General features: G+C 60.5%; 23 protein-coding genes and 1 pseudogene. 3 read left to right on the plus strand and 21 right to left on the minus strand.

Annotated features, from left to right (window positions below; translation table 11 throughout):
* Nucleotides 1-17 precede the first annotated feature (17 nt).
* Together cfa and Q668_RS14155 are read right to left on the minus strand one after the other, a co-directional pair.
* A pseudogene (cfa, locus tag Q668_RS14150) lies at nt 18-926 on the minus strand (cyclopropane fatty acyl phospholipid synthase); the annotation flags it as partial.
* A gap of 225 nt (nt 927-1151) precedes the next feature.
* Nucleotides 1152-1895 (minus strand): ParA family protein, encoded by a 744-nt coding sequence (locus Q668_RS14155; RefSeq protein WP_022990279.1) that lies wholly within the window; start codon nt 1893-1895, stop codon nt 1152-1154.
* A 172-nt stretch (nt 1896-2067) separates the two neighbouring features.
* On the opposite strand from Q668_RS14155, the gene rhtB reads away from it, so the two are divergent.
* Nucleotides 2068-2688, plus strand: coding sequence for a homoserine/homoserine lactone efflux protein (rhtB, locus tag Q668_RS14160; RefSeq protein WP_022990280.1), 621 nt, complete (start codon nt 2068-2070; stop codon nt 2686-2688).
* Here the strand turns inward: rhtB and nifM are convergent.
* The 19 genes from nifM to nifL all read right to left on the minus strand — a co-directional run bounded on the left by nifM (nt 2685) and on the right by nifL (nt 18664).
* Nucleotides 2685-3521 (minus strand): nitrogen fixation protein NifM, encoded by an 837-nt coding sequence (gene nifM, locus Q668_RS14165; protein WP_022990281.1) that lies wholly within the window; start codon nt 3519-3521, stop codon nt 2685-2687. The genes rhtB and nifM overlap by 4 nt on opposite strands.
* A complete protein-coding gene (locus Q668_RS14170) occupies nt 3508-3969 on the minus strand; it encodes a nitrogen fixation protein NifZ (protein WP_022990282.1) in 462 nt (153 codons plus the stop codon). The genes nifM and Q668_RS14170 overlap by 14 nt, the downstream gene beginning before the upstream one ends.
* The gene (gene nifW / locus Q668_RS14175; protein ID WP_022990283.1) at nt 3966-4313 is read right to left on the minus strand and encodes a nitrogenase-stabilizing/protective protein NifW; all 348 of its coding nucleotides are present in this window, start codon (nt 4311-4313) and stop codon (nt 3966-3968) included. Before nifW ends, Q668_RS14170 begins: the two co-directional genes overlap by 4 nt.
* A complete protein-coding gene (gene nifV, locus Q668_RS14180; protein ID WP_052009728.1) occupies nt 4291-5484 on the minus strand; it encodes a homocitrate synthase in 1194 nt (397 codons plus the stop codon). Before nifV ends, nifW begins: the two co-directional genes overlap by 23 nt.
* 10 nt (nt 5485-5494) lie before the next feature.
* Nucleotides 5495-6694 carry a cysteine desulfurase NifS gene (gene nifS, locus Q668_RS14185; RefSeq protein WP_022990285.1) on the minus strand — a complete coding sequence of 400 codons (1200 nt, stop codon included), beginning with the start codon at nt 6692-6694 and terminating at the stop codon, nt 5495-5497.
* 3 nt (nt 6695-6697) lie between these two features.
* Nucleotides 6698-7672, minus strand: a complete 975-nt coding sequence (gene nifU / locus Q668_RS14190; RefSeq protein WP_022990286.1) for a Fe-S cluster assembly protein NifU — start codon at nt 7670-7672, stop codon at nt 6698-6700.
* Between the two features lie 14 nt (nt 7673-7686).
* On the minus strand, nt 7687-8010 hold the full coding sequence (locus Q668_RS14195) for a HesB/IscA family protein (RefSeq protein WP_022990287.1): 324 nt from the start codon (nt 8008-8010) through the stop codon (nt 7687-7689).
* A 217-nt stretch (nt 8011-8227) separates the two neighbouring features.
* Nucleotides 8228-8503: a ferredoxin III, nif-specific gene (gene fdxB / locus Q668_RS14200; RefSeq protein ID WP_022990288.1), complete on the minus strand. Its 276-nt coding sequence runs from the start codon at nt 8501-8503 to the stop codon at nt 8228-8230.
* Entirely contained in the window at nt 8503-8718 is a 216-nt protein-coding gene (locus tag Q668_RS14205) for a CCE_0567 family metalloprotein (protein ID WP_022990289.1), read from the minus strand. Before Q668_RS14205 ends, fdxB begins: the two co-directional genes overlap by 1 nt.
* 39 nt (nt 8719-8757) lie before the next feature.
* Nucleotides 8758-9219, minus strand: a complete 462-nt coding sequence (locus Q668_RS14210) for a NifX-associated nitrogen fixation protein (RefSeq protein ID WP_022990290.1) — start codon at nt 9217-9219, stop codon at nt 8758-8760.
* On the minus strand, nt 9203-9625 hold the full coding sequence (locus Q668_RS14215) for a SoxR reducing system RseC family protein (RefSeq protein WP_022990291.1): 423 nt from the start codon (nt 9623-9625) through the stop codon (nt 9203-9205). Before Q668_RS14215 ends, Q668_RS14210 begins: the two co-directional genes overlap by 17 nt.
* Nucleotides 9626-9641: 16 nt before the next feature.
* Nucleotides 9642-10118: a NifB/NifX family molybdenum-iron cluster-binding protein gene (locus tag Q668_RS14220; protein WP_036220129.1), complete on the minus strand. Its 477-nt coding sequence runs from the start codon at nt 10116-10118 to the stop codon at nt 9642-9644.
* Nucleotides 10096-11487, minus strand: coding sequence for a nitrogenase iron-molybdenum cofactor biosynthesis protein NifN (gene nifN / locus Q668_RS14225; RefSeq protein ID WP_022990293.1), 1392 nt, complete (start codon nt 11485-11487; stop codon nt 10096-10098). Before nifN ends, Q668_RS14220 begins: the two co-directional genes overlap by 23 nt.
* On the minus strand, nt 11480-12877 hold the full coding sequence (gene nifE / locus Q668_RS14230) for a nitrogenase iron-molybdenum cofactor biosynthesis protein NifE (protein ID WP_022990294.1): 1398 nt from the start codon (nt 12875-12877) through the stop codon (nt 11480-11482). Before nifE ends, nifN begins: the two co-directional genes overlap by 8 nt.
* 201 nt (nt 12878-13078) lie before the next feature.
* Nucleotides 13079-13642, minus strand: a complete 564-nt coding sequence (locus Q668_RS14235; protein ID WP_022990295.1) for a nitrogen fixation protein NifQ — start codon at nt 13640-13642, stop codon at nt 13079-13081.
* Nucleotides 13643-13653: 11 nt separating this feature from the next.
* Nucleotides 13654-13905 (minus strand): 4Fe-4S binding protein, encoded by a 252-nt coding sequence (locus Q668_RS14240; RefSeq protein ID WP_022990296.1) that lies wholly within the window; start codon nt 13903-13905, stop codon nt 13654-13656.
* 9 nt (nt 13906-13914) lie between these two features.
* Nucleotides 13915-15387, minus strand: a complete 1473-nt coding sequence (nifB, locus tag Q668_RS14245; RefSeq protein ID WP_022990297.1) for a nitrogenase cofactor biosynthesis protein NifB — start codon at nt 15385-15387, stop codon at nt 13915-13917.
* A gap of 180 nt (nt 15388-15567) precedes the next feature.
* The gene (nifA, locus tag Q668_RS14250; RefSeq protein ID WP_022990298.1) at nt 15568-17154 is read right to left on the minus strand and encodes a nif-specific transcriptional activator NifA; all 1587 of its coding nucleotides are present in this window, start codon (nt 17152-17154) and stop codon (nt 15568-15570) included.
* Nucleotides 17147-18664 carry a nitrogen fixation negative regulator NifL gene (nifL, locus tag Q668_RS14255; protein ID WP_036220147.1) on the minus strand — a complete coding sequence of 506 codons (1518 nt, stop codon included), beginning with the start codon at nt 18662-18664 and terminating at the stop codon, nt 17147-17149. The genes nifA and nifL overlap by 8 nt, the downstream gene beginning before the upstream one ends.
* A 334-nt stretch (nt 18665-18998) precedes the next feature.
* Here nifL and rsxA point away from each other — a divergent pair, with 334 nt between their 5' ends.
* Complete coding sequence (gene rsxA, locus Q668_RS14260; RefSeq protein WP_022990300.1) at nt 18999-19574, plus strand: electron transport complex subunit RsxA; 576 nt, start codon at nt 18999-19001, stop codon at nt 19572-19574.
* A 16-nt stretch (nt 19575-19590) separates the two neighbouring features.
* The gene (locus Q668_RS14265) at nt 19591-20115 is read left to right on the plus strand and encodes an RnfABCDGE type electron transport complex subunit B (RefSeq protein WP_022990301.1); all 525 of its coding nucleotides are present in this window, start codon (nt 19591-19593) and stop codon (nt 20113-20115) included.
* Nucleotides 20116-20144 lie beyond the last annotated feature (29 nt).

Here is a 20144-nt window from a genome sequence, read left to right on the forward strand (position 1 = left end):
AACCATTAAATCCGTATACCCAAATTGTGCAGGTCCTCAACATCGAACAGCCGCCGGGTGGCGGTGCTGATCTGGCTCAGGGAGGGCAGTTCGCCGTTGGGGAAAATATAGCGGTCCATCCAGGGATCAGAACCGGGGGCGTCTTCGCGGGTGCCGATGGTATGCAGCAGGAACAGCCCATCCTCCGCCAGGCAGCGATGCGCCACTTCCATGAAGGTCCGATAGTTTTTCCGCCCCACGTGCTCGAACATCCCTACGCTGACAATACGATCAAACTGTCCCTGCACCTCCCGGTAATCCTGCAATCGGAATTCCAGCGGAAGATGGGGGTATTGCTGTTGGGCCCAGGCAGTCTGCTCCCGTGAGACCGTCACCCCGACACACTCGACCCCGTAATGCTCGGCGGCGTAGCTCATGAAGCTGCCCCACCCGCAACCGATATCAAGCACCCGCATACCGGGCTCCAGCTTCAGTTTGCGGCAAATGAGGTCCAGCTTGGCTTCCTGGGCCTGCTCCAGCGTTTGGGCGTCTTTCCAGTAGCCGCAGGTGTAGGTCATCCGGGAATCCAGCATAGAGCGGTAGAAAGTGTTACCCAGATCATAGTGGCGTTCCCCAACCTGCCAGGCCCGGCGGCTGTTCTGGCGATTAAGCAGTCGCGCCCGGAGGATGTGAAACAGTGCACGCGACGGTCGCACCTGCTCATGCAGACGAGCTTTCAACAGACGATGGAAAAACTGGTCCAGGCGATCACAATCCCATTCGCCGTCCATATAGCTTTCGCCCAGGCCGAGACTACCCCGGGCAAGGATCTGCTCTGCGGCGTTAGCATCATTCAGCTGCAGGTCCCAGCCATGATGACCATTGACCTCGATGCTCGCCTGTTTCAGCAGTTCGCGCAGGTATTGCTCGGACGAGGACCGGCGCAGCCCCCATCGGTGACTGTCATGCCCGGGGCCATTCGAAGTGATCGTAGACAAAACGCTTCCCCCTCTGTCAGAAAGACATGAGAGGAACCTCTTAATCACTCCCGGCCGAGGCCTTGAAGCGATTAAGAGGTTCCATTGCGTTCAATCTAGGACAGATTCGGGGAAAATGGGGTTAAATCTGTTAATGGTGGTAATAGCTTGCTTGCTAATGGAGGGCCAAAGCCCTCACCAGAGATCCTTCTGAATCGTCTGCCAGAGCTGGCGATAGGCGGCCGCTGCCGGCGTGTTGGGTGCCAGTTTTTCCAGGGGCAGGCCTTCTTCGCCCATCCGTTCCACCACGCTGGCGTAGGGCACCGCCACATTGGTGCAGTTGGACATCAACTCCGGGCCACGCTCGACCAGTTCCCGGTGCAGGTTCTTGCGACGGTCGACCATGGAGAAAAAGGGCCTCAGCTTCTTGGCACCGAGTTTCTTGTCCTTGGCAAAGTCATACAACTGGTTCCAGCTGTTCATCGACAGCCAGGTGGGAACCAGGGGTACATACACCTTATCAGCGGCATTCAGTACCTGCTCGGTCAGGCGGGACAGCGTCGGCGGGCAGTCCAGAACCACCAGACTGGTTTCCTCAGACAGTGGCGCGAGCAGTTTCTTGAGCTGGTTATCGCCGGACTCCTGCTCCAGCTTGATGTCGAAATTCCGGAAGCTGCTGTGCGCGGGGATGAAATCCAGCCCCGGGTAGACATCGTCATGAATGAACTTGGCCATCGGAGACTTGCCTTCCAGCAACTTGGAGAGCTTGCGGCCTTTAACCGGCTCGGCACCAGCCAGATAGAAACTGGAGGCGCCCTGAGGGTCGAGGTCCCACAGAAGGGTCTGGCAATTATTCTGGCTGGCGAGGTAGGCAGTGTTGACCGCCGCCGCCGTCTTACCAACGCCACCCTTGGGACTGTAGAACGCAATTATCCTCATGCTGCCTCACTCCTGCCTTGGTCATTCCGTTATAAAAACACTACAGGATAACAGGCTGGTCGTCGTGCCCTGTTACGGTTTTATGACTCCAACGCCGCCAACATTCGCCAGGCACGGGGATACCGGTTTGGTGCTAGAATGGTAGCCTGCTATTCGAAGAGGACACTGCCTCATGACACTCACACTATGGCTTACCTTTCTGATCGCTGCCGTGCTGATCAGCGTGTCGCCGGGCGCCGGAGCGGTGAACACCATGAGCAACGGCGTTCGTTTCGGTGTCAAACGGTCCCTGCCGGCCATCCTGGGCCTGCAGTTGGGGTATGGCGCGCAGATTGTGCTGGTGGGGGCGGGCCTGGGCGCACTGGTCGCGTCGTCAGCCACCCTGCTGACCGTCATCAAATGGATTGGTGTGGCCTATCTGATCTGGCTGGGCATACAGAAGTGGCGGGAACCGGTACTGGCGGCGGAAGACAACGAACAGTCAGACATCAGCCCTCGCCGGCAGTTCTGGAACGCTGCCCTGGTGAACGTTACTAACCCCAAGGCCACCGTTTTTCTGATTGCGCTCTTTCCCCAGTTTCTGGTGGCGGATGCGCCCCATGGACCGCAACTGGTGACCATGGGTACAACACTGATCCTGGTGGACTGCCTGGTTATGCTGGGGTACGCCCTGCTGGCCAGCCAGTTGTTGCGATTCATGACCACACCCCGCCGCCAGCGCCAGATGAACCGGTTATTCGGCGGGCTCTTCGTCACAGCGGCTGTGGCGCTTGCCAGCTTCAAACGCGCCTAAAGCTGCTTTATCCACTGCCTCTGCGCCTTGCTTCGCCTGGCGTCTGCCAGAAAGTCGATGATTTTGTCCCGGGCCTGGGCAAAACTCTTGTGCTCTGCGGGGATCACTTCCTCACAAAAAAACAGGTGATAACCCAATGGCGAGCGTAACGGCTGGCTGACGCTGCCCTCGGCCATGCGAAAGAGTACCGACTCCAGTTCTTCATAGAGCAGTCCCGGAGGGACCTTACCCAGCTGACCCCCTTCGACCGCAGTGGGACACTGGGAATAGCGCAGGGCAAGGCGGCCGAAATTGCTGCCATCCTCCTTAATCTCGGCGAGAATCCGGTCCATCTGGCGCAGGGCCTCCAGTTCTCCGGCCGGCCCCCGCTCATCCTCCACCGTGATCAGGATGTGCCGGGCCTGACGTTTTTCGGGCAAAGTGAACTTGTCAGGGTGGCGATGGTAAAACGCCAGTGCTTCTTCATCACTGACCCTGGCAGCCTGCTCCGCCACCTTCTCCAGAACGGCGTCGATGCGCAATTCCCTTGCCAGGGCCTGTCGGTAGCTTTCCGGTGACATATCCAGTTGGGCCAGGGCGCTGTCAAACTCCCGGTGTGAGTCATACCGGGCCTTCACTCGCAACCAGGCATCATTCACCGTGGCTTCAGGGATGGAAATATTCCGGCTTTCCGGTGCGGCCAGCACTTTCTCCTCCAGTTCATACTGGCAGCGGGCCTGGGCCATCACGGCTTCAAGGTCCCGGGTTTCCAGTTCAGAGAGGGGACGCGAGAAGCGGGCGTCGGCAATCTTGAAGGCCAGATAGCCCAGCAGTTGATCTTCACTCAGCGACATGAACAGCCTCCTCCGGACTCCGCAGTGCAGATTCCGGAACAATCAGGATCTGCTGGCCGGGAAACAGCACGTCATAGGTGACCTCGTCCGACCCGTTGCGGTTCACTTTAAGAATTTCACCCTGAACACCGGGCTCGACCAGAACCTCGCCACTGACCGACAGCCCCAGCCTGGCCAACACCCGGTCCCGGTTTTCATACCGGCTGGCTACCCAGGGTGCACTCGCCGGCTGAAGTTCCTCTTCCCGGCATCCGACCTGCAGGTCTTCCTCGACGAAATGGACCGTGTAGATGATCTGATCCTGCAGGAAGGTACCCATGTTACGGACATGGCCGACCTGCCCTCGCCGGATCAGGAAATCGCCCTTGTCCTTGCCCGGAAAACTGCCGTCGTTGCGCAGGTTGCGTATCACCCGGACTTCGTCACCGTAATCGTAAACCGGGTTCATGAGACACCTCCGATCGCCCCCAGCGAGACAAAACCGCTGCCGGGCTGGCCCCGTTTGAACACCTTGAGGACCTTTTCCTGCTGGGCCGAGGAACCGACAAAGCTTTCATAGGCCTGACACAACAGGGACTGATACAGGGCATAGCGTGACGCCCCTTCGTCCGGCAACGGCTTTCTTTGTTCCAGATAATTGTGGAAACGCTGGAGGATGTGCAACCGGTTGACCTGAACCACCCGGGGATCGAAATCCACCCCGAAAAACATCAGGAAATCCTCGGCGCTGTCCAGTTCGTCCAGGGCCTCGTCCAGCTCTTCAGCACTCTCAAACAATGGGTTGAGGGTCATGGTGTGTCACCTCCGATGACATTGGCGGCTGGCAGGGATGGACTGAATCCGATGCCAGCATCTGTTCGTGAAAAAGTTTCAGCTGTGCGTCCTCCACAGGCCGTTTGTGGCTGCACATCCACTGACGTATACGGGGCAGCAGAAAAGCGACGTCGGCATCCGCCAGGTCCAGCCCGAGCTGCTGATACCTGACACGCACCGCATGGCTGCCGGAATGCTTGCCCAGAACCAGTTGATGGCTTCGCCCCAGCAGCGCCGGATCCACCCCCTGGTAGTTCAGGGGATCCTTGAGCAGACCATCGACATGGATACCAGCCTCATGGGTAAACACACCCTCGCCCACCAGGCTCTTCTGCCAGCTGACCGGGCGGCCGGAGGCCCGGGCCACCAGCTCCGACAGGGCCGGAAAGGACTGCAGACTGATACCGGTCTCCAGTTGATAGAACTGCTGAAGCCCCATGACCACCTCCTCCAGTGCGGCATTACCCGCCCGCTCACCCAGCCCGTTCACCGTGGTATTCACGTGGGTGGCGCCGGCTTTCACCGCCGCCAGGCTATTGGCGGTGGCGAGCCCCAGGTCATCATGGGCATGCATCTCCAGCTCAAGGTCGCAGTTGGCCGCCAGCCGGGAGATCTGCTCATGGACGCCGAAAGGCTCCATGATTCCGAGTGTGTCGGCGAACCGGAAACGGCTGGCACCCGCCTGTTGGGCCGCCTCGGCCACTTCCAACAGGAAATCGGGATCGGCGCGCGAGGCATCCTCACACCCGAGAATCACCCGGTACCCCTGATCCACAGCCCGGGGCACCAGCGCCCGGATCTGCTCAAGGACCCAGGCCCGGCTCTTTCCCAGTTTCCGCTCGATATGCAGGTCCGACGCCGGGATGGAGAGGTCCAGGCCGCTCAAGGGCAACCCACGGCAGGCCTGCAGATCCTCCGGATGCATGCGGCACCAGCCCAACAGTCCTGCGTTCAGGCCCAGAACCCCCAATGCCCGGATGTCCTCCCGCTCCTCCGGGCCCATGGCAGGAATTCCGACCTCCAGCTCCTGGACACCCAGAGCATCCAGCTGGCGCGCAATCTGGAGCTTTTCATACAGCGAGAAAGCCACCCCTGCCGTTTGCTCCCCATCCCGCAGGGTGGTGTCATCAATAACGATCAGCCTGTTCATGGCAGCCACCTCAGGCATAGGCCGGGTCGAAGGTTTCTTCAACCGGTGCTTCATCTTTCCAGTAGGGGGACAGCTTGCGCAGTTGCCTGATAATGTCCGGGACCACCTCGATCACCCGGTCAATTTCCGCTTCGGTGGTGTAACGGGACAGGGAGAAACGCACCGTGCCATGGGCAGCGGTGTACGGCAGACCCATGGCCCGCATGACGTGGGACGGCTCCAGCGACCCGGAAGTACAGGCCGAACCACTGGAGGCCGCGATGCCATACTTGTTCAGCAGCAACAGGATGGACTCGCCCTCAATGTATTCGAAGGCAATGTCGCTGGTGTTGGGCAGGCGGTTGTCCGGGTCACCGGTGGCGAAGGCATAGTCCACCTGCGACAGGATGCCCTGCTCCAGCTTGTCCCTCAGGCGTTTCACTTCAGTGTTTTCGTAGTCCAGGGCCTCGGCTGCCATTTCCGCCGCCTTGCCCAGGGCCACGATGGAGGCGGAGTTCTCGGTGCCTGCGCGCCGGCCCCGTTCCTGGTGACCGCCCCGCAGCAGCGGCCGGAAGCGGGTGCCCCGGCGCAGATAGAGCACACCGATGCCCTTGGGGGCATGCAGTTTATGGCCGGACAGGCTCAGCAGATCGATTTTGGTGTTCTTCAGGTCCATAGGGACCTTGCCCACCGCCTGGACGGCATCGGTATGGAACATCACACCCGCCTGCCAGGCCATTTCCGCCATTTCCACAACGGGAAAGAGGGTGCCGCTCTCGTTGTTTGCCCACATGATGCTCACGATGGCCGTCTGATCGCTGAGCAGCTTCTGGTACTCGGCAAGATCCAGACGCCCCTTTCCGTCCACCTTCAGGTAGTGCACCCGGTAGCCTTCCTTTTCCAGATGCTCGCACAGAGCCAGCACCGCCGGGTGCTCCACCACGGTGGTAATGATCTCTTTGCGCTCAGGCTGGGCTTTCAGGGCCGACAGGATGGCCGTGGAGTCACTTTCGGTGCCGCAGGAGGTGAACACGATTTCGCTGTCATACTGCGCACCCAGCAGGGACTGCACCTGCTGGCGGGCGTGTTTCAGCGCCTGCCCCACACGGTTGCCATATTGATGCAGAGACGAGGGGTTGCCGAACTGCTCGCTGAAATAGGGCAACATGGCGTCCACAACGGCCGGGTCCACCCGGGTGGTGGCGTTATTGTCCAGGTAAATAGTTTCCATGGTTCAGGCCTCCACACCAGCGGGCGCCTTGCTGACAGGCACCAGTTGTACAAACTCCCCGAGGACTTCCATCATCTGCTGCTGGATACCGGTGAGCGTCAGGCTGGCCACCTGGCAGCCACTGCAGGCGCCGGTCAGTTTTACGTAGATCTTGCGTCCGTCCACATCGATCAGTTCGATATCACCCCGGTCCTGCTGCAGGCTCGGGCGCGCCCGTTCAATCACCTCTTCAATCCTGCGGATACGCTGCAGATTGGTTAGTTTGGGCGCCTGTTCGTTTACCGCTGCCGCGGGCTGCGCCGACGGCATCTCTATCCGGGACAGGGCCGCCTCGGCATCCGCACTGACACGGGCTGCGGCACTGGCGGCCGGCGCCGAATGGGATGCATCGGCATTGAAGCTTTCGCCACGTTCGGCCAGTACCTTGCCAAGAATTTCCTCAATGCCTTCGTGGCAGGCCGAGCAGCCGCCACCGGCCTTGGTGTAATGGGTGACCTGCTCCACAGTGCTCAGGTTGTTGGCTCGAATGGTGTCCTCGATCAGGACCTCATCGACAGCAAAACACTTGCACACCAGGGCCCCTTCCTCATGGTCATCGCTCCATTCCTCACCCCGGTAGTTGGCAACGGCCGCCTGCAGCGCTTCCCGGCCCATGACCGAGCAGTGCATCTTCTCCGGCGGCAGTCCGTCAAGAAAATCGGCAATTTCCTGGTTGCTCACCTGCAGAGCCTCATCCAGGGTCTTGCCCTTGATGATTTCGGTCAGTGCCGACGACGAAGCAATCGCTGAGCCGCAGCCAAACGTCTGGAAGCTGGCTTCCAGAATGGTATCGGTCTGCGGGTCGACTCTGATCATCAGTCGCAGGGCGTCACCGCAGGACAGAGAGCCCACATCGCCGATGCCGTTCGCGTCGGCCAGTTCGCCGGCGTTACGCGGGTTGAAAAAATGCTCTTCAACTTTTTCTGAATAATTCCACATGATCCATCCCTCTCTCAGGCCGCGAAGGACTTGCCGCAGTTGCAGGCAGCCTTGGCGTTCGGGTTTTCAAACTTGAAACCGCTCTCTTCCAGGGTCTCCACGAAGTCAATCGTGCATCCCTCCAACAGGGGCTGGCTCGCCGGATCAACCAGTATTGTGATCTCGCCAATCCGCAGGGAGAGATCCCCGGCTGCAGCTTCTGTCTCCAGCTGCATGGTGTATTTGTGGCCGGAACAGCCACCATCGGATACGGAAATGCGCAAACCGGCCAGGGGAACCTCGGCCTGCTCCATGAAGCGGCCGATGGCCCGTTGCGCAGTAGGGGTAAGACTAACCATTAAGAACCTCCGGAAACCGTTAACAGTGCAGACCTGATGGCTGCTCAGTAATGGAGGTCGCAATCGGTGTGCCAAAGAAAGGAGTTTTATAAGGCGTTGATTTCATGGTGTTCTGTCGGGGGAAGCCTGCGGCTCGTGTTGTCTTTAAGGGGACGCGACCGGCATTTTGTCAGCTTTGGCACAAACGCTCCGTCGCGCCCCGACAGGGTCAGCCGTCTCAGGCGTCCATCGGTTCGTGGGTATGGCAGTTCTTGGGACAGACCCGGGCACAGGAGCCACAGCCGATGCAGTCGTTGGCATCCGCAATCACCATCACGCTTATGACATCTTCATCATCGTCGTCGTCCGGCTCCCGTTCCTCCAGATCAAACACATTGCGCGGGCAAACCTTGAAGCAACGCCCGCAACCAATGCAGGTTTCCTCGTTCAGAGCGGTAATGAATGTAGGTATCCACTCACTGCCACCACGTGTTGTTCCGGTAATCTGACTCATCAGGCCATCTCCTCCTGGGCTTTATCCAATTGCTGCCTGGCTTCATCCCAGGCCTTGCAGGCCTCATAGGTCATTTCGGCCATTGCCGGCAGTTTCCGGTAGGCTCCGGGCAGGGCATCCTCCACCAGGTCATGCAGCTCCATCGCCGCCTCACCGGCACGGCGCTTGGCCTTACGCACCTCTTTTTCAAGCTGCTTCAGATCCTCGGGGGTCATGGTTCTCTCCTCTTTCATTGTCCGGGTTGTCTGGGGTGGTCAGGCCTTTGCCGCGTCCGGATGTTCCGCCACCAGTTTCAGGGCCCGGGTCACGAGTTTGTCGGCTTCGCTACACATCTTTTCCAGGCTGGGGAAACCAAAGCGATGCACATCCCGCAGGGAGCGATCCACCACCAGCAACTTGCCAACACTGATGATGACCCGACCGAACCCTTCGTGGCTGATATGGAACATGGGGACAGCCATGAATCCGCAGCCGGACTCAATGCGCATGGCGATGGCACCGTAATAGGCTTTCAGACGGGCAATCAGCTCTTCGTCAGGATCGCCGATCACCGGCATTTCCCGGCGCTGTTCCCTGGTGACGACATAGGGTTGCAGCAGTTCATCCTGGGTGAGATTGTCATTCACGCCATAGCTGTCAATGGCGCGGGTCTGCCGGATGATCTCGCCGATAAACGGATCGTCCGGCAACCGGGTGGTTTCAGTCAGTGCTGTCATGGTGTGTCTCCGGTTGCGTCGCAATAAGCTGAATTTCGGGCGGGCGCCGCCTCGCCCTCCAGGTGCTCAGGCACACGCCCAGCCCCAGGCCCACCAGGCTGCCAAGCAGCGCAGCCAGGTCGCCCCAGGGCGACGCGAGCAGCGCAAAGAGGATCAGCAATAGGCAGGGAAGTGTGTAAGCCAGCAGGGTCAGTCGCAGGAGTTCCTCCTCCGCAATGTCCATTTGCAGCGACTGGCCATCCCTGATGTCCTGCTGCTGGTCGGAGCTGAGTGTCATCGAAAGTGAACGTTGGCTACCCCCACAGACCTTGCGCACGCCGCAGCCCTGGCAGGCCGCCCGACAACTGGCCTGCAGGATGAGACGACCGTTGTGATCGCGCAGGATTTCGCCCTGGGTCCGAATCATGTTTTTTCTCCCTCCGCTACCAGCCTTCACGGGCCATGGCGGCAAAGCGCTGGTCTTCGTCTGCACGCTGCAACTGACGCAGCGAGCGCTGCAGCCAGGCCGGCGGCTGTGTGGCCCAGTCCTGCTGCAGCAACTCGACCTGTTCTTCAATCCCGCTGCCTTCGTCCACCTTGAGCGGCTGGAGACCCGCCGCGAGCAACTGACGGATCGCCGAAGCCCCCACGGCGTTGCAGTAGACGGCAGAGCACCCCTCAAGCAACCGTATTTTGGCGTCCAGTTTGGCTTCGTGGCCGTCCCGGACCGTGGACTGACCGGAAAACTCGACCACTTCGGCCAGCTGGAAATCGCTCGCGCTCACCTCGTAGATCACAAACGCCTGTGCCGCGCCGAAGTGCTGATTGACGGTTTTCCGGTCACTGCTGGCAAAGGCAAGTTTCAGTACCGCCCGGTTTTCCATGGACGGTTGATCGCTAACCAGTTTCAAGTGCCGCATGGGGGACCTCGCAGGTAGGCTCAGGTTTTGAATAGATGGAGACCCGGGCTGGAATCTCGTGGCGATGGCTCACAGCCAGCAACTGGTTCGCCAGGGTGATCAGGGTGTCACGGCCGCCCTGATAACCGATCCAGAGCTGATGTTGCGCCCCCAGCCGGTCATAGATGGGCCAGCCGGCGCGAATCAGTGGCAGCCCCAGGCGCCGGGCGGTTTCATCGGCGTGGGAGTTGCTGATCAGCACCTGGGCACGCCCTGCCCTGGCCTGGTTTTCCAGGTCTTCCAGATCCCCCAGGACAACCTGCTCGCAGGGCACCCGGGAGAGGATGTGCGCTTTGTGGGGGCTGACCGCCGCCACCACTTCACCGCCCATTTCGGCAACCAGCGCAGACAGAGAAAACAGGAGCTCCGGGTCGGCAGCGATGGCAAAGCGCGCAAAGCCCAGCATGAAGTGGCTGTCCAGTTGTGCATCCTGTAACTGACTGCGCTGGCGTTCCAGTCGGGCGGGCACCGGCTTGCCCGTCAGTTCGTGCAGGGCCTGCACCAGCTGATCGGTGGCCGCCAGCCCCATCAGGCTGTCAAAACGCAGGTCCGGCACCCCGGTTCTGGCTTTGAGCAGATCCGCCGCCCGGTGCAACGAGTGACCGATCACCAGGGTACGGCAGGCCCGGCCAAGGCCTTCGAACGCCTCGACGGGCGTGCCCCCGGTGGTCACCGGGACGAAATCCTGGTCCATCAGATGGCCATCCAGCGAATCGCTCAGGTCCGGCAGGATAACCGGCCGCAGACCAAAGCTTTCCAACAGATCCCGCAGGTAGTCCAGATCTGCCCCGGTCAGCATCGAGGGGGCCAGCACGTTGATCTGCTGCGCCTGCTCGCCCACCCGGCTGGTATCTTCCGGCACCAGATGGCGGATCATCGCCTCCACAGCCAGGGCGTAGCCCGTTTCCAGACCACCGCTGTAATCCGGTGTCACCACCGGCACCAGGGCCGTGGTCTCATCGGGGTGCTGCTGGCAGTAGCGTTTGACCAGCCCCTGGATATCGCTGCCCTGGGTTTCCGAAAGACCCGTTGTGGCGACGCCAATCATCCGGGGCCGGCGTTTCTCAATGATCGTCTCCAACCCCTGTGTGACGTTGTCGTCCGCACCCAGAACCGTGGTGGTCTGGTCCATGGCGGTGGTTTGCAGGGGGATGGGTTCGCGGAAATGGCGGACAAAAAACACCTTGGCAAAGGCACTGCAGCCCTGGGACCCATGCAGCATGGGAATGGCCTGATCGATGCCCAGAAACGCCAGGATGGCCCCCATCGGCTGACTGACCTTCAGTGGGTTTACCGTCAGCGGCTTGTTGCTCTTTATCACTTCAGCCATGGTTCACCTCATCCACTTTATGCCAGGGAGCGGGCTCACGCAGGCCGGACCAGATGGGCGACTCCAGGGTCAGGCAGAGCTGACGCGCAAGCTCCAGCATGCCGTCGTAGCCGGCGTAGCCGAATTCGCGCTCCTGATTGATGTCGAGGAAGGGAATGCGGGCCTTGAGGGCGGTATACATGTTGCGGCCGCCGGCGATCAGCAGATCAGCCCGGTACTCGTTGATGGTGTCCAGTAATGCCCTGGGGCTGCCCTCGGTGAGCATTTTCGCATCCTCACCCATGATTTCACGGATGCGGGCCTTGTCTTCCTCGGTGGACTTCTTGGTGCCCGTAGCCACCACGGTCATGCCCAGATCCTGCAGGGCCGAGACAATGGACCAGGACTTTACCCCACCGGTATACAACAGCACCCGCTTGCCCCGGAGACGGTTCCGCCAGGGTTCCAGCAACTGATTGATGCGGGCCTCCTCCCGGGCAATCAACGCCTCCGTGCGCTGGATCAGGCCGGAGTCGGCCAGGAGCCGGGCAAAACTGCGCAGAGCGTCCGAGGTATCCTGAACGCCGTAAAAGCTGCCCTCAAACCAGGGAATGCCGTATTGATCCTGCATTTTGCGCGCGACGTTCAAAAGGGCCTTGGCACACACCACCATGTTAACCTCGGCATGATGCATAGCCTGGACCTGACGGAAGCGGGCATCCCCGGAAAGGCTGCAGATAATCCGCAGGCCCAGTTCATCGAGCAACGGCAGTACCTGCCAGAACTCCCCGGCGATGTTGTATTCACCAATCAGGTTGATGTTGTGCACCGGAATGCCCGGCCGTTGCGCCCGGGCCGGCAACGGATCCGGCTCGCCGGTACCGATCACGTACCTGAGCATGGCTTCGCCGGCCAGACGATTGCCCAGGTTCTTGGTGCCGTAGAATCCTGCGGCGTCCACCGGGACAACGGGCAGGCCGAAGTGTTTTTCCGCCGCACGGCAAACGGCTTCAAAATCATCCCCGACCAACGCCGGGACACAGGTGTTATAAACAAACACCGCCGCGGGTGAATGATCCCGGATGGCCTGGTCAATGCCATGGAAAAGACGCTTCTCGCCGCGCCCCATGATGACGTCCTGCTCGTTCAGATCGGTGGTCATCCCGGTGCGATAGAGACGCGGGCCGGAGGAACGGGTTCCGCGGTTGTCCCAGGAACTGCCGGCGCAGGCGATGGAGCCGTGAACGATGTGAGCAACATCCGCAATCGGCAGCAGGGCAATCTGGGCGCCATCGAAGGCGCAGCCGCCGTCGGAGGCACCGGGCTTGGCGGGAGCACAGCCTGACTTGGCCTTGGTGTTATGGCTACAGGCCGGCTCGTCCATCAATACAGCCAGTTCTTTTGCTTGCATGGGTGTTCCCCTCGTTTGATTCGGATGGAATCCATAAAGGCGTGTTCGCAAACCCTGTGCCATCAGGCCAGGATAAGTATCAGCCCACTAACTGACTGATTCCTATGACCTGGACATGAACACCCCGGGTCAGCGCGCCCTGGCCTGTGCAGCAGCCGGGACAAATGACGGGCCCATTGTCTGAAAGACGACAAAAACGGCTCACTCAGGACCGAAACACTCGTCGTATTCGCTGCAGGCAACGCAACTGGGTGAGCGACAGAGAGTGTGACCGGTTGTCTCGCACAGTTGGCGGTAGAGAAATTTTTTCCACTTCATGTCCATCGGGTTCCTGCGAACCAGTCCAGGGAAGTTGAATGCCATCAACGCCTGGAGGTCTTGCCGGCTCCAGAGTCCCAGGTCGTACCAGAGATGTTCGCTTCCGCCGCAGCCAGCGGCCACAATGCCCGCCAGCCAGGTCTCGCTCTCGCTTCTGCCCGCCCGGTAATTCAGCAGCAGCTGAACCAGATCCTCCCGCTCCGGAAACTCCGCAGCAGGTGCCGGCTGTCCGGCCATCCCGGGCATAGCGGCTTCAGGAAAGTACTGCCTCAGCAAGCAGGCAAAGCTGTGTTCGTCCAGCCCCAGTCGCCCACTGAGTACAGAATGACCGGCCGCGTGGGCTGCCAGCATGCGGGCCAGGTAAATCGCATTCCGCTCACCCCGGGAGTGCCCGACCCAGTAGCAGTACAGGCGCTGGATTCTCGGAGGGACAACCCGTGCATTCATGGGCCACCTCCTCAGGCCGTCGCCAGCGAGATGATGCCGGTCAGCGAACCCGGTGGATTGATCGGGTCGCCCAGCTCGTCAACGATAGCTCCCTCTATGGGGCAGATACTGGAGCACTGGGCCTCCGGGTAGGCATCGGCGCACTCCGTACATCGTCCCGGATCAATCACGAACACGGTCGCGGTCTCGCTGATGGCATCGTTGGGGCAGACCAGCTCACAGGCCGTACACTTCACGCATCTGTCGGTAATTTCGTAGGCCATGGTGCTCTCCTAGGCGGATTGCCTTGCGGTATCCGGTGCTGTCACCGGGGGTCGGGCCATGAGCTGCTGATAGACCGACATCACGGCCTGCTCAATGGGTTCCATGGCATGTTCGCCATCGGGCTGAATGCCGGCCGCTTCCAGAGCAGTCCAGGGTTCAAACCCCACCCTTGAGCACAAAAGCACCTCGCACCCCGACAGTTGTTCGATAATCGCAGACAGGATGGTGTCAGCATCCTCCCCGCAACTGTTACCCCCCTCGCAATACGGGTGCGGAACCGGCCGGTGACCAATCAGGCGGACACCGTCCGGGCTTGCTTCGTACACCAGAAATTCCGTGGCATGACCAAAGTGCTGGTTGATCACCCCCTGCCCCTTGGTGGCGACGGCCATCTGTACCACCCGGCCCTCGGTGATGCCGGTGTCGGTGCTGTCCGGCTCCTGCGACAGCCCGGCCAGAATCTCTTCATGAACCTTCGCCCGCTTTGCCATGGCTGCTGGATAATCGATCTCCATGGCTTCGATCTTCTCAAGCGTGAACTCCTCGCCCCGATCCTCCCCCAGCAGGCCCACGGCATCGGCACGACACTGGCGACAGTGGCGCATCATCTTCATGTCACCGGCGCAGCTTTCCTGCACTTCCTGGAGTTGTGCGGCGGTGGGCTCCCGCTGACCGGTCAGGCCGAAGTAGGTACCGTGGGAAGGGTCCGAGATGATGGGCATGACATTGTGCAAAAACGCCCCTTTCTCCCGGATCACACGGGACAGCTCCGGGATGTGCTGATCATTGATGCCGGGGATGAGCACGGTGTTCACCTTCACCAGGATCCCCCGCTCAACCAGCATCTCCAGCCCTTTCTGCTGCTGCTCGATCAGGATCCGCGCCGCCTCGACGCCCCGCAGGCGCTGGTGGTCCCAGAAAATCCATGGGTAGATTCTCGCGCCGATCTGCGGATCCAGGCAGTTGATGGTGACGGTGACGTGATCGATGTTGTGCTTGCAAAGCTCATCGACCGATGCCGGCAGGTTCAGCCCGTTGGTGGAGACACAGAGCTTGATGTCCGGTGTTTCTTCACTCAGGCGCCGGAAGGTTTCAAAGGTTCTTTCCGGATTGGCCAGCGGGTCACCGGGCCCGGCAATGCCCAGCACGGACATCTGGGGGATCTCCGCCGCGACGGCCTTCACCTTTTTCACCGCCTGGGCCGGCGTCAGCACTTCGGAAACCACACCGGGCCGGGATTCGTTACTGCAATCGTACTTGCGGTTGCAGTAGTTACACTGAATGTTGCAGGCGGGGGCCACCGCCACATGCATCCGGGCAAAATAGTGATGGGCTTGCTCAGAAAAACAGGGATGATTGGCAACCCGTTCCTGGATATCGGCAGGCAGCGGTGTCGCCGCCGTTCCGCTGCCGCAACGACTTGGCTGGCAGCTTCCGCTTTCAGAGTTGGAACCAGAGTTTTCAACGATAGGCAGTTTCACGGTCAGCTCCTGATTATCGGCTTTAGTGCTAGTGCTTATACGGCAATTTCCGTACCCACTGGCCAAAAATTCCATAACATTCTGTTTAACAAGGGCTATTTCTGTAACCCGGCATAACCTTGTCGCCAACCCGACGAACCAACCACAGGATTTTGTAAGGTGACCGACAGGGCTGTCGGCTCATAATTGACGAACCCTGATGTTCAGGGTCTGAATCCGGTAGGCGATCTGGCGGGGGGTCATCCCCAGAAGGCGCGCAGCCTTGGCCTGAACCCAGCCGGCCTGCTCCAGGGCGGCGATGACACGCTCGCGCTCGTCGATACTTTCATCCATCAGGTCAATCTGGTCATCGTGGGAGCCGGTGACCCGTTCCTCTATGCCGGTTAACAGGACCTGGTCCCGGTCGATCACTCCGTCATAAGACATGACCGCCGCCCGTTCCAGGCAGTTCTCCAGCTCCCGGACGTTGCCGGGCCACCGGTGATGCATCAGAACCCTGAGGGCACTGTCAGTGATAGTCAGTTCACGCTCCTGCGCCCGGGCAATTTTCTGCAACAGGAAGCGGGCGATATCCGGCACATCTTCCAGGCGATCCCGGAGGGTGGGCATTATGATGGGCATGACATTCAGCCGGTAATACAGGTCCTCCCGGAAATCGCCAGTCTCAACGTCCGCCTCAAGGTCCCGGTGGGTGGCAGCCACCACCCGCACGTCCACCTTGATGGTCCGTGTGCCCCCCACCCTTTCAAGCTCTCCTTCCTGCAATACCCGCAGCAGTTTTGCCTGAAAAGCCGATGACACCTCGCCCACCTCATCCAGAAAGAGCGTGCCTTTGTCCGCCTGCTCGAAGCGGCCCTGGCGCTGGCTGACAGCGCCGGTAAAGGCGCCTTTCTCATGACCGAACAGCTCGGACTCCAGCAGGTTCTCCGGGAGCGCGGCACAGTTGAGCTTGACGAAGGGCCCCTGGGCCCGGGAGGAGTTATAGTGAATGGCGCTGGCAATCAGTTCCTTGCCGGTTCCGGTCTCGCCCCGGATCAGGACAGTGGTATTCCACTTGGAGACCTGGCGAACCTGCTCAAACACCTGGCGCATGGCAAAGGAATGACCGATGATGCTGTCAAAGCCGTACTGGCCCCGGACCTTGCGTTTAAGCTGGTCACGCTCATCCTTGAGTTCCCGCTTTTCGCTTTCCACCTCCCACGACAGGCGAACGGTCTGGCCAATCAGGTTGGCGACCATCTCCAGAAACCGGGCCCGCTCACCCAGCAGTTCCTTCTGGGCACTGCTCGGCTGGGCGGCAAAGACCCCCAGCACCTCTGAACCGCTGCGGATGGGAACGCCGATAAAAGGCCGGTCCATATCATAGATCCCCAGGCGCCCCAGAAAGCGGCTGTCATCGGTTATGCGGTTCAGGACCAGGCTTTCCCCCTGGCGCAGGACTTCACCCACAATCCCTTCACCGGACTGGTAACTGACCGCTCCGGCGGTCAGTTCCGGCATTCCCCTGACGGCGTAGATCATCAGCTCGTCCCGCTCGGGCGGAACCAGCCCCACCAGGCCACGGGTCAGCCCGGCCCTCTGTTCAAGAACCTCCAGCACACTGCTTAAGGTGGACTGCAGGTCCAGGGAACGGGACAGCACCTGGCTGACCTGAAACAGGGTTTCCAGCTCGCCGACCAGAATGGCCTGCAACATATCCGGTGCCAGACGATCGCTGGTGCCGCCGGGGGGCATGGGCTCTGAAGGGGAGAATTTGGGATCATTCATAAGGCAGCTCCACCCTGATCCGACAACCGGAGGTAAACTCCGGATCGATTTCCAGCAAGCCCTGATGGTTGTTGACGATATCCTGAGCCAGGGTCAGGCCCATCCCCAGATGTTGGCTGCCCTGGTGACGAGTGGTGTAAAAGGGCTCGAAGACCTTGAGCCGGTCGGTTGCCGGAATGCCCGGGCCGCTGTCCTGCAGTATCACCTGTACCGATCCCCCCAGGCGGCGGGTCACAAGGCGCAGTTCCCGGGGGCCCGAGCGGGTTTCTTCCAGGGCATCCAGGGCGTTGTCGAGCAACTGCTTGAACAGCGTGGCCAGGCTGGTCGGGCGCGCTTTCATGCTGGGCAGGTCCCGTTCCGGCTGCCAGTCCACTGTCACCCCGGAGGCCAGCAGCCGCGAGGTCAGCAAACTGAGACTGCTTTGCAGTAGCTGGTTCAGATTGACCACTCGGGTTTCCTCCCGGATGTCCCCCGGCAGGCAGGCCGTCAACTGATCCAGGGTCTCCCTGCCGGAGACCTGGATCTCGCCCAGCAGTTTAAGCAGTTCTTCCGAGCCGGCCGTATTCCGACGATTCACCAGGCGGGCGGCGGCATTGATCAGGTTCAGGGGGCGCTTGAGCTGATAAATGGCTCCGGACAAGGCCTCCCGGACACTCTGCAGTCGTTCCTGTTCCGCCAGCAACGCCTGCAGACTGGTTAGCTGCAGGTTCCTCTGCTGCTCTTTCAGGTGACTGATGTCCTGAAGCGTCAGCAGCAGGTAATGGGTGGAACTTTTCCGGTAGAAGGCATCCGCGCTGGTGTCCTTCTCTTCGATCACCTCTGCCGAGCAGTTGAACCAGCGCTCGCTGCCATTCTTTTCCGCGAGCGGCACCTCAACCGGCGCAAACCGCTGACTGGACAGGTTGCCGTGTGTAGCCAGCGACGGCCACTGGCTTTCCAGGGTCTCCAGCAGGGAGTTCAGCGGTGGGTAACCCAGTTCTTGTTCCAGATCCTGATAACTGCGATTGCTCATGATCGTCTGGAAGTCGATGTCCACCATCACCATCGCCGCCTGGGTGGAATCCAGGGCGGACTCGATCAACGCCTGCTGGTTGACGACCTGGCGTTCCAGCTGATGCATATCCGTGACATCCCGGTGCAGCCCCAAATAGTGGGTAGTTTCGCCATGGGCATTGAGCACCGGTGTGATGGTCAGGTCAGCCAGATACCGGCTGCCGTCCTTACGCCGGTTTACCAGCAGCCCGTTCCAGGGTTCCTGGCGTTTCAACTGGGCCCAGAGGGTTTCGTAGACAATCTGCGGCGTGACCTTGTATGACAGGATGGACTGGTTCCTGCCCAGCACCTCGCTCTGGGAGTAGCCCGTCACTCTGGTGAAACTGGGGTTGGCATAAACGATCCGGGCCCGCGTGTCGGTGATGGAAATGGCGACCGCCGCCTGTTCAACTGCCAGACGGAACACCTCGGGCGGCAACTGTTCGAAAGCGGCCTTGAAACTGAGTGCTGGGGTCATGTCTCCGGGTTCATTCATACCTGTGTTGCTCCCTTGCAATACCGAACCGGCGTGCCTCGTGTTGTATGACATATAGCCTGCAAAATATGCACCAGCACCAGAGACAACCTTCCCGCCCGCTCCCGGCAGACCAACCGTCTGCGCCGCAAGGAAAGCCACCCCGCCGACAATCGTTCCGGGAGAATGTCGGCTTTGCGACAAAGCCTCGCCAATTTGTTGCTCCCTGACAGGAAAAACACGTTCGGTGCCCCAGAAAAAGGCATTCCGGGCCGTGGCACACTCCTTGCTCCACCCCCATTAAAGCCATCAGCCGTCCACGGCTACGGAGGGGATCATGTCGGATTATGTGTTAATGCTCGTTGCCACCGCCCTGGTCAATAACGTCATCCTGATCAAGTTCCTGGGGCTGTGCCCGCTGATGGGCGTCTCCACCAAAATGGACGGTGCTCTGGGCATGGGGCTGGCCACCACGTTTGTGCTGACCCTGGCCGCCGCCGCCAGCTGGATGCTGGAGAACTGGTTACTGGTCCCTCTGGAACTGGAATACCTGCGCATCCTCTCGTTCATCCTGGTGATTGCTACCGTGGTCCAGTTCACCGAGATGCTGATCCGGAAGATGAGCCCGTCGCTGTATCAGGTTCTGGGCATCTATCTGCCCCTGATTACCACCAACTGTGCGGTGCTTGGCGTGGCCCTGCTGAACGTTCAGGAAGGTTACCGCTTTATCGAGAGCCTGCTGTTCGGATTCGGCTCGGCCGTCGGGTTCACGCTGGTGCTGGTGCTCTTTGCCGGGCTGCGTGAACGCCTGGCCGTACTGCAGGTGCCGGAGCTGTACCAGGGCACCCCGATTGCCTTCATCGTGGCGGGGCTGCTATCGGTGGCGTTCATGGGTTTTGCGGGGCTCGCCTGAGTCGGGGAGGAGTGTAATGCTGGTATCCATCTTACCGTTGGCGGGCCTTGGGACCCTGCTGGGCTTTCTGCTGGGCGTGGCATCCCGTGTGCTGTATGTGGAGCGCAGCAATGTCGCCCGGGAAATTGAAGAGCTGTTGCCAGGCACCCAATGCGGGCAGTGCGGCAGCCCCAGTTGCGGCGCGGCGGCAGAAGCCGCAGCAGCCGGAGAGCTGCCGCCCGCTTTCTGCCCGCCCGGTGGCCGGGCCGTGGCAGAAGCGGTCGCCGGAAAGCTGGGCCTACCGCTGGACCTGGCCAGCCTGGTCGACGAGCAGCCCCGGCTGGCTGAAATCAACGAGGATATCTGCATTGGCTGTACCCGTTGCTACAAGGTCTGTCCGACGGATGCCATCGCCGGTGCGGCGAAACAGATGCACGTGGTCTTTGCGGACGCCTGCACAGCCTGCGGCAAGTGCGAGGAAGTGTGCCCCACCGGGTGCATACGCCTGGTGCCGGTAACGGAAACCCTGCAGAGCTGGGCCTGGAACCAGCCGTCCCTGTGAAGGCCTTATTGATGACCGGGAGTTCTAAC

The sequence above is a fragment of the Marinobacter sp. ES-1 genome (assembly GCF_000475255.1).
Lineage (GTDB): Bacteria > Pseudomonadota > Gammaproteobacteria > Pseudomonadales > Oleiphilaceae > Marinobacter > Marinobacter vinifirmus.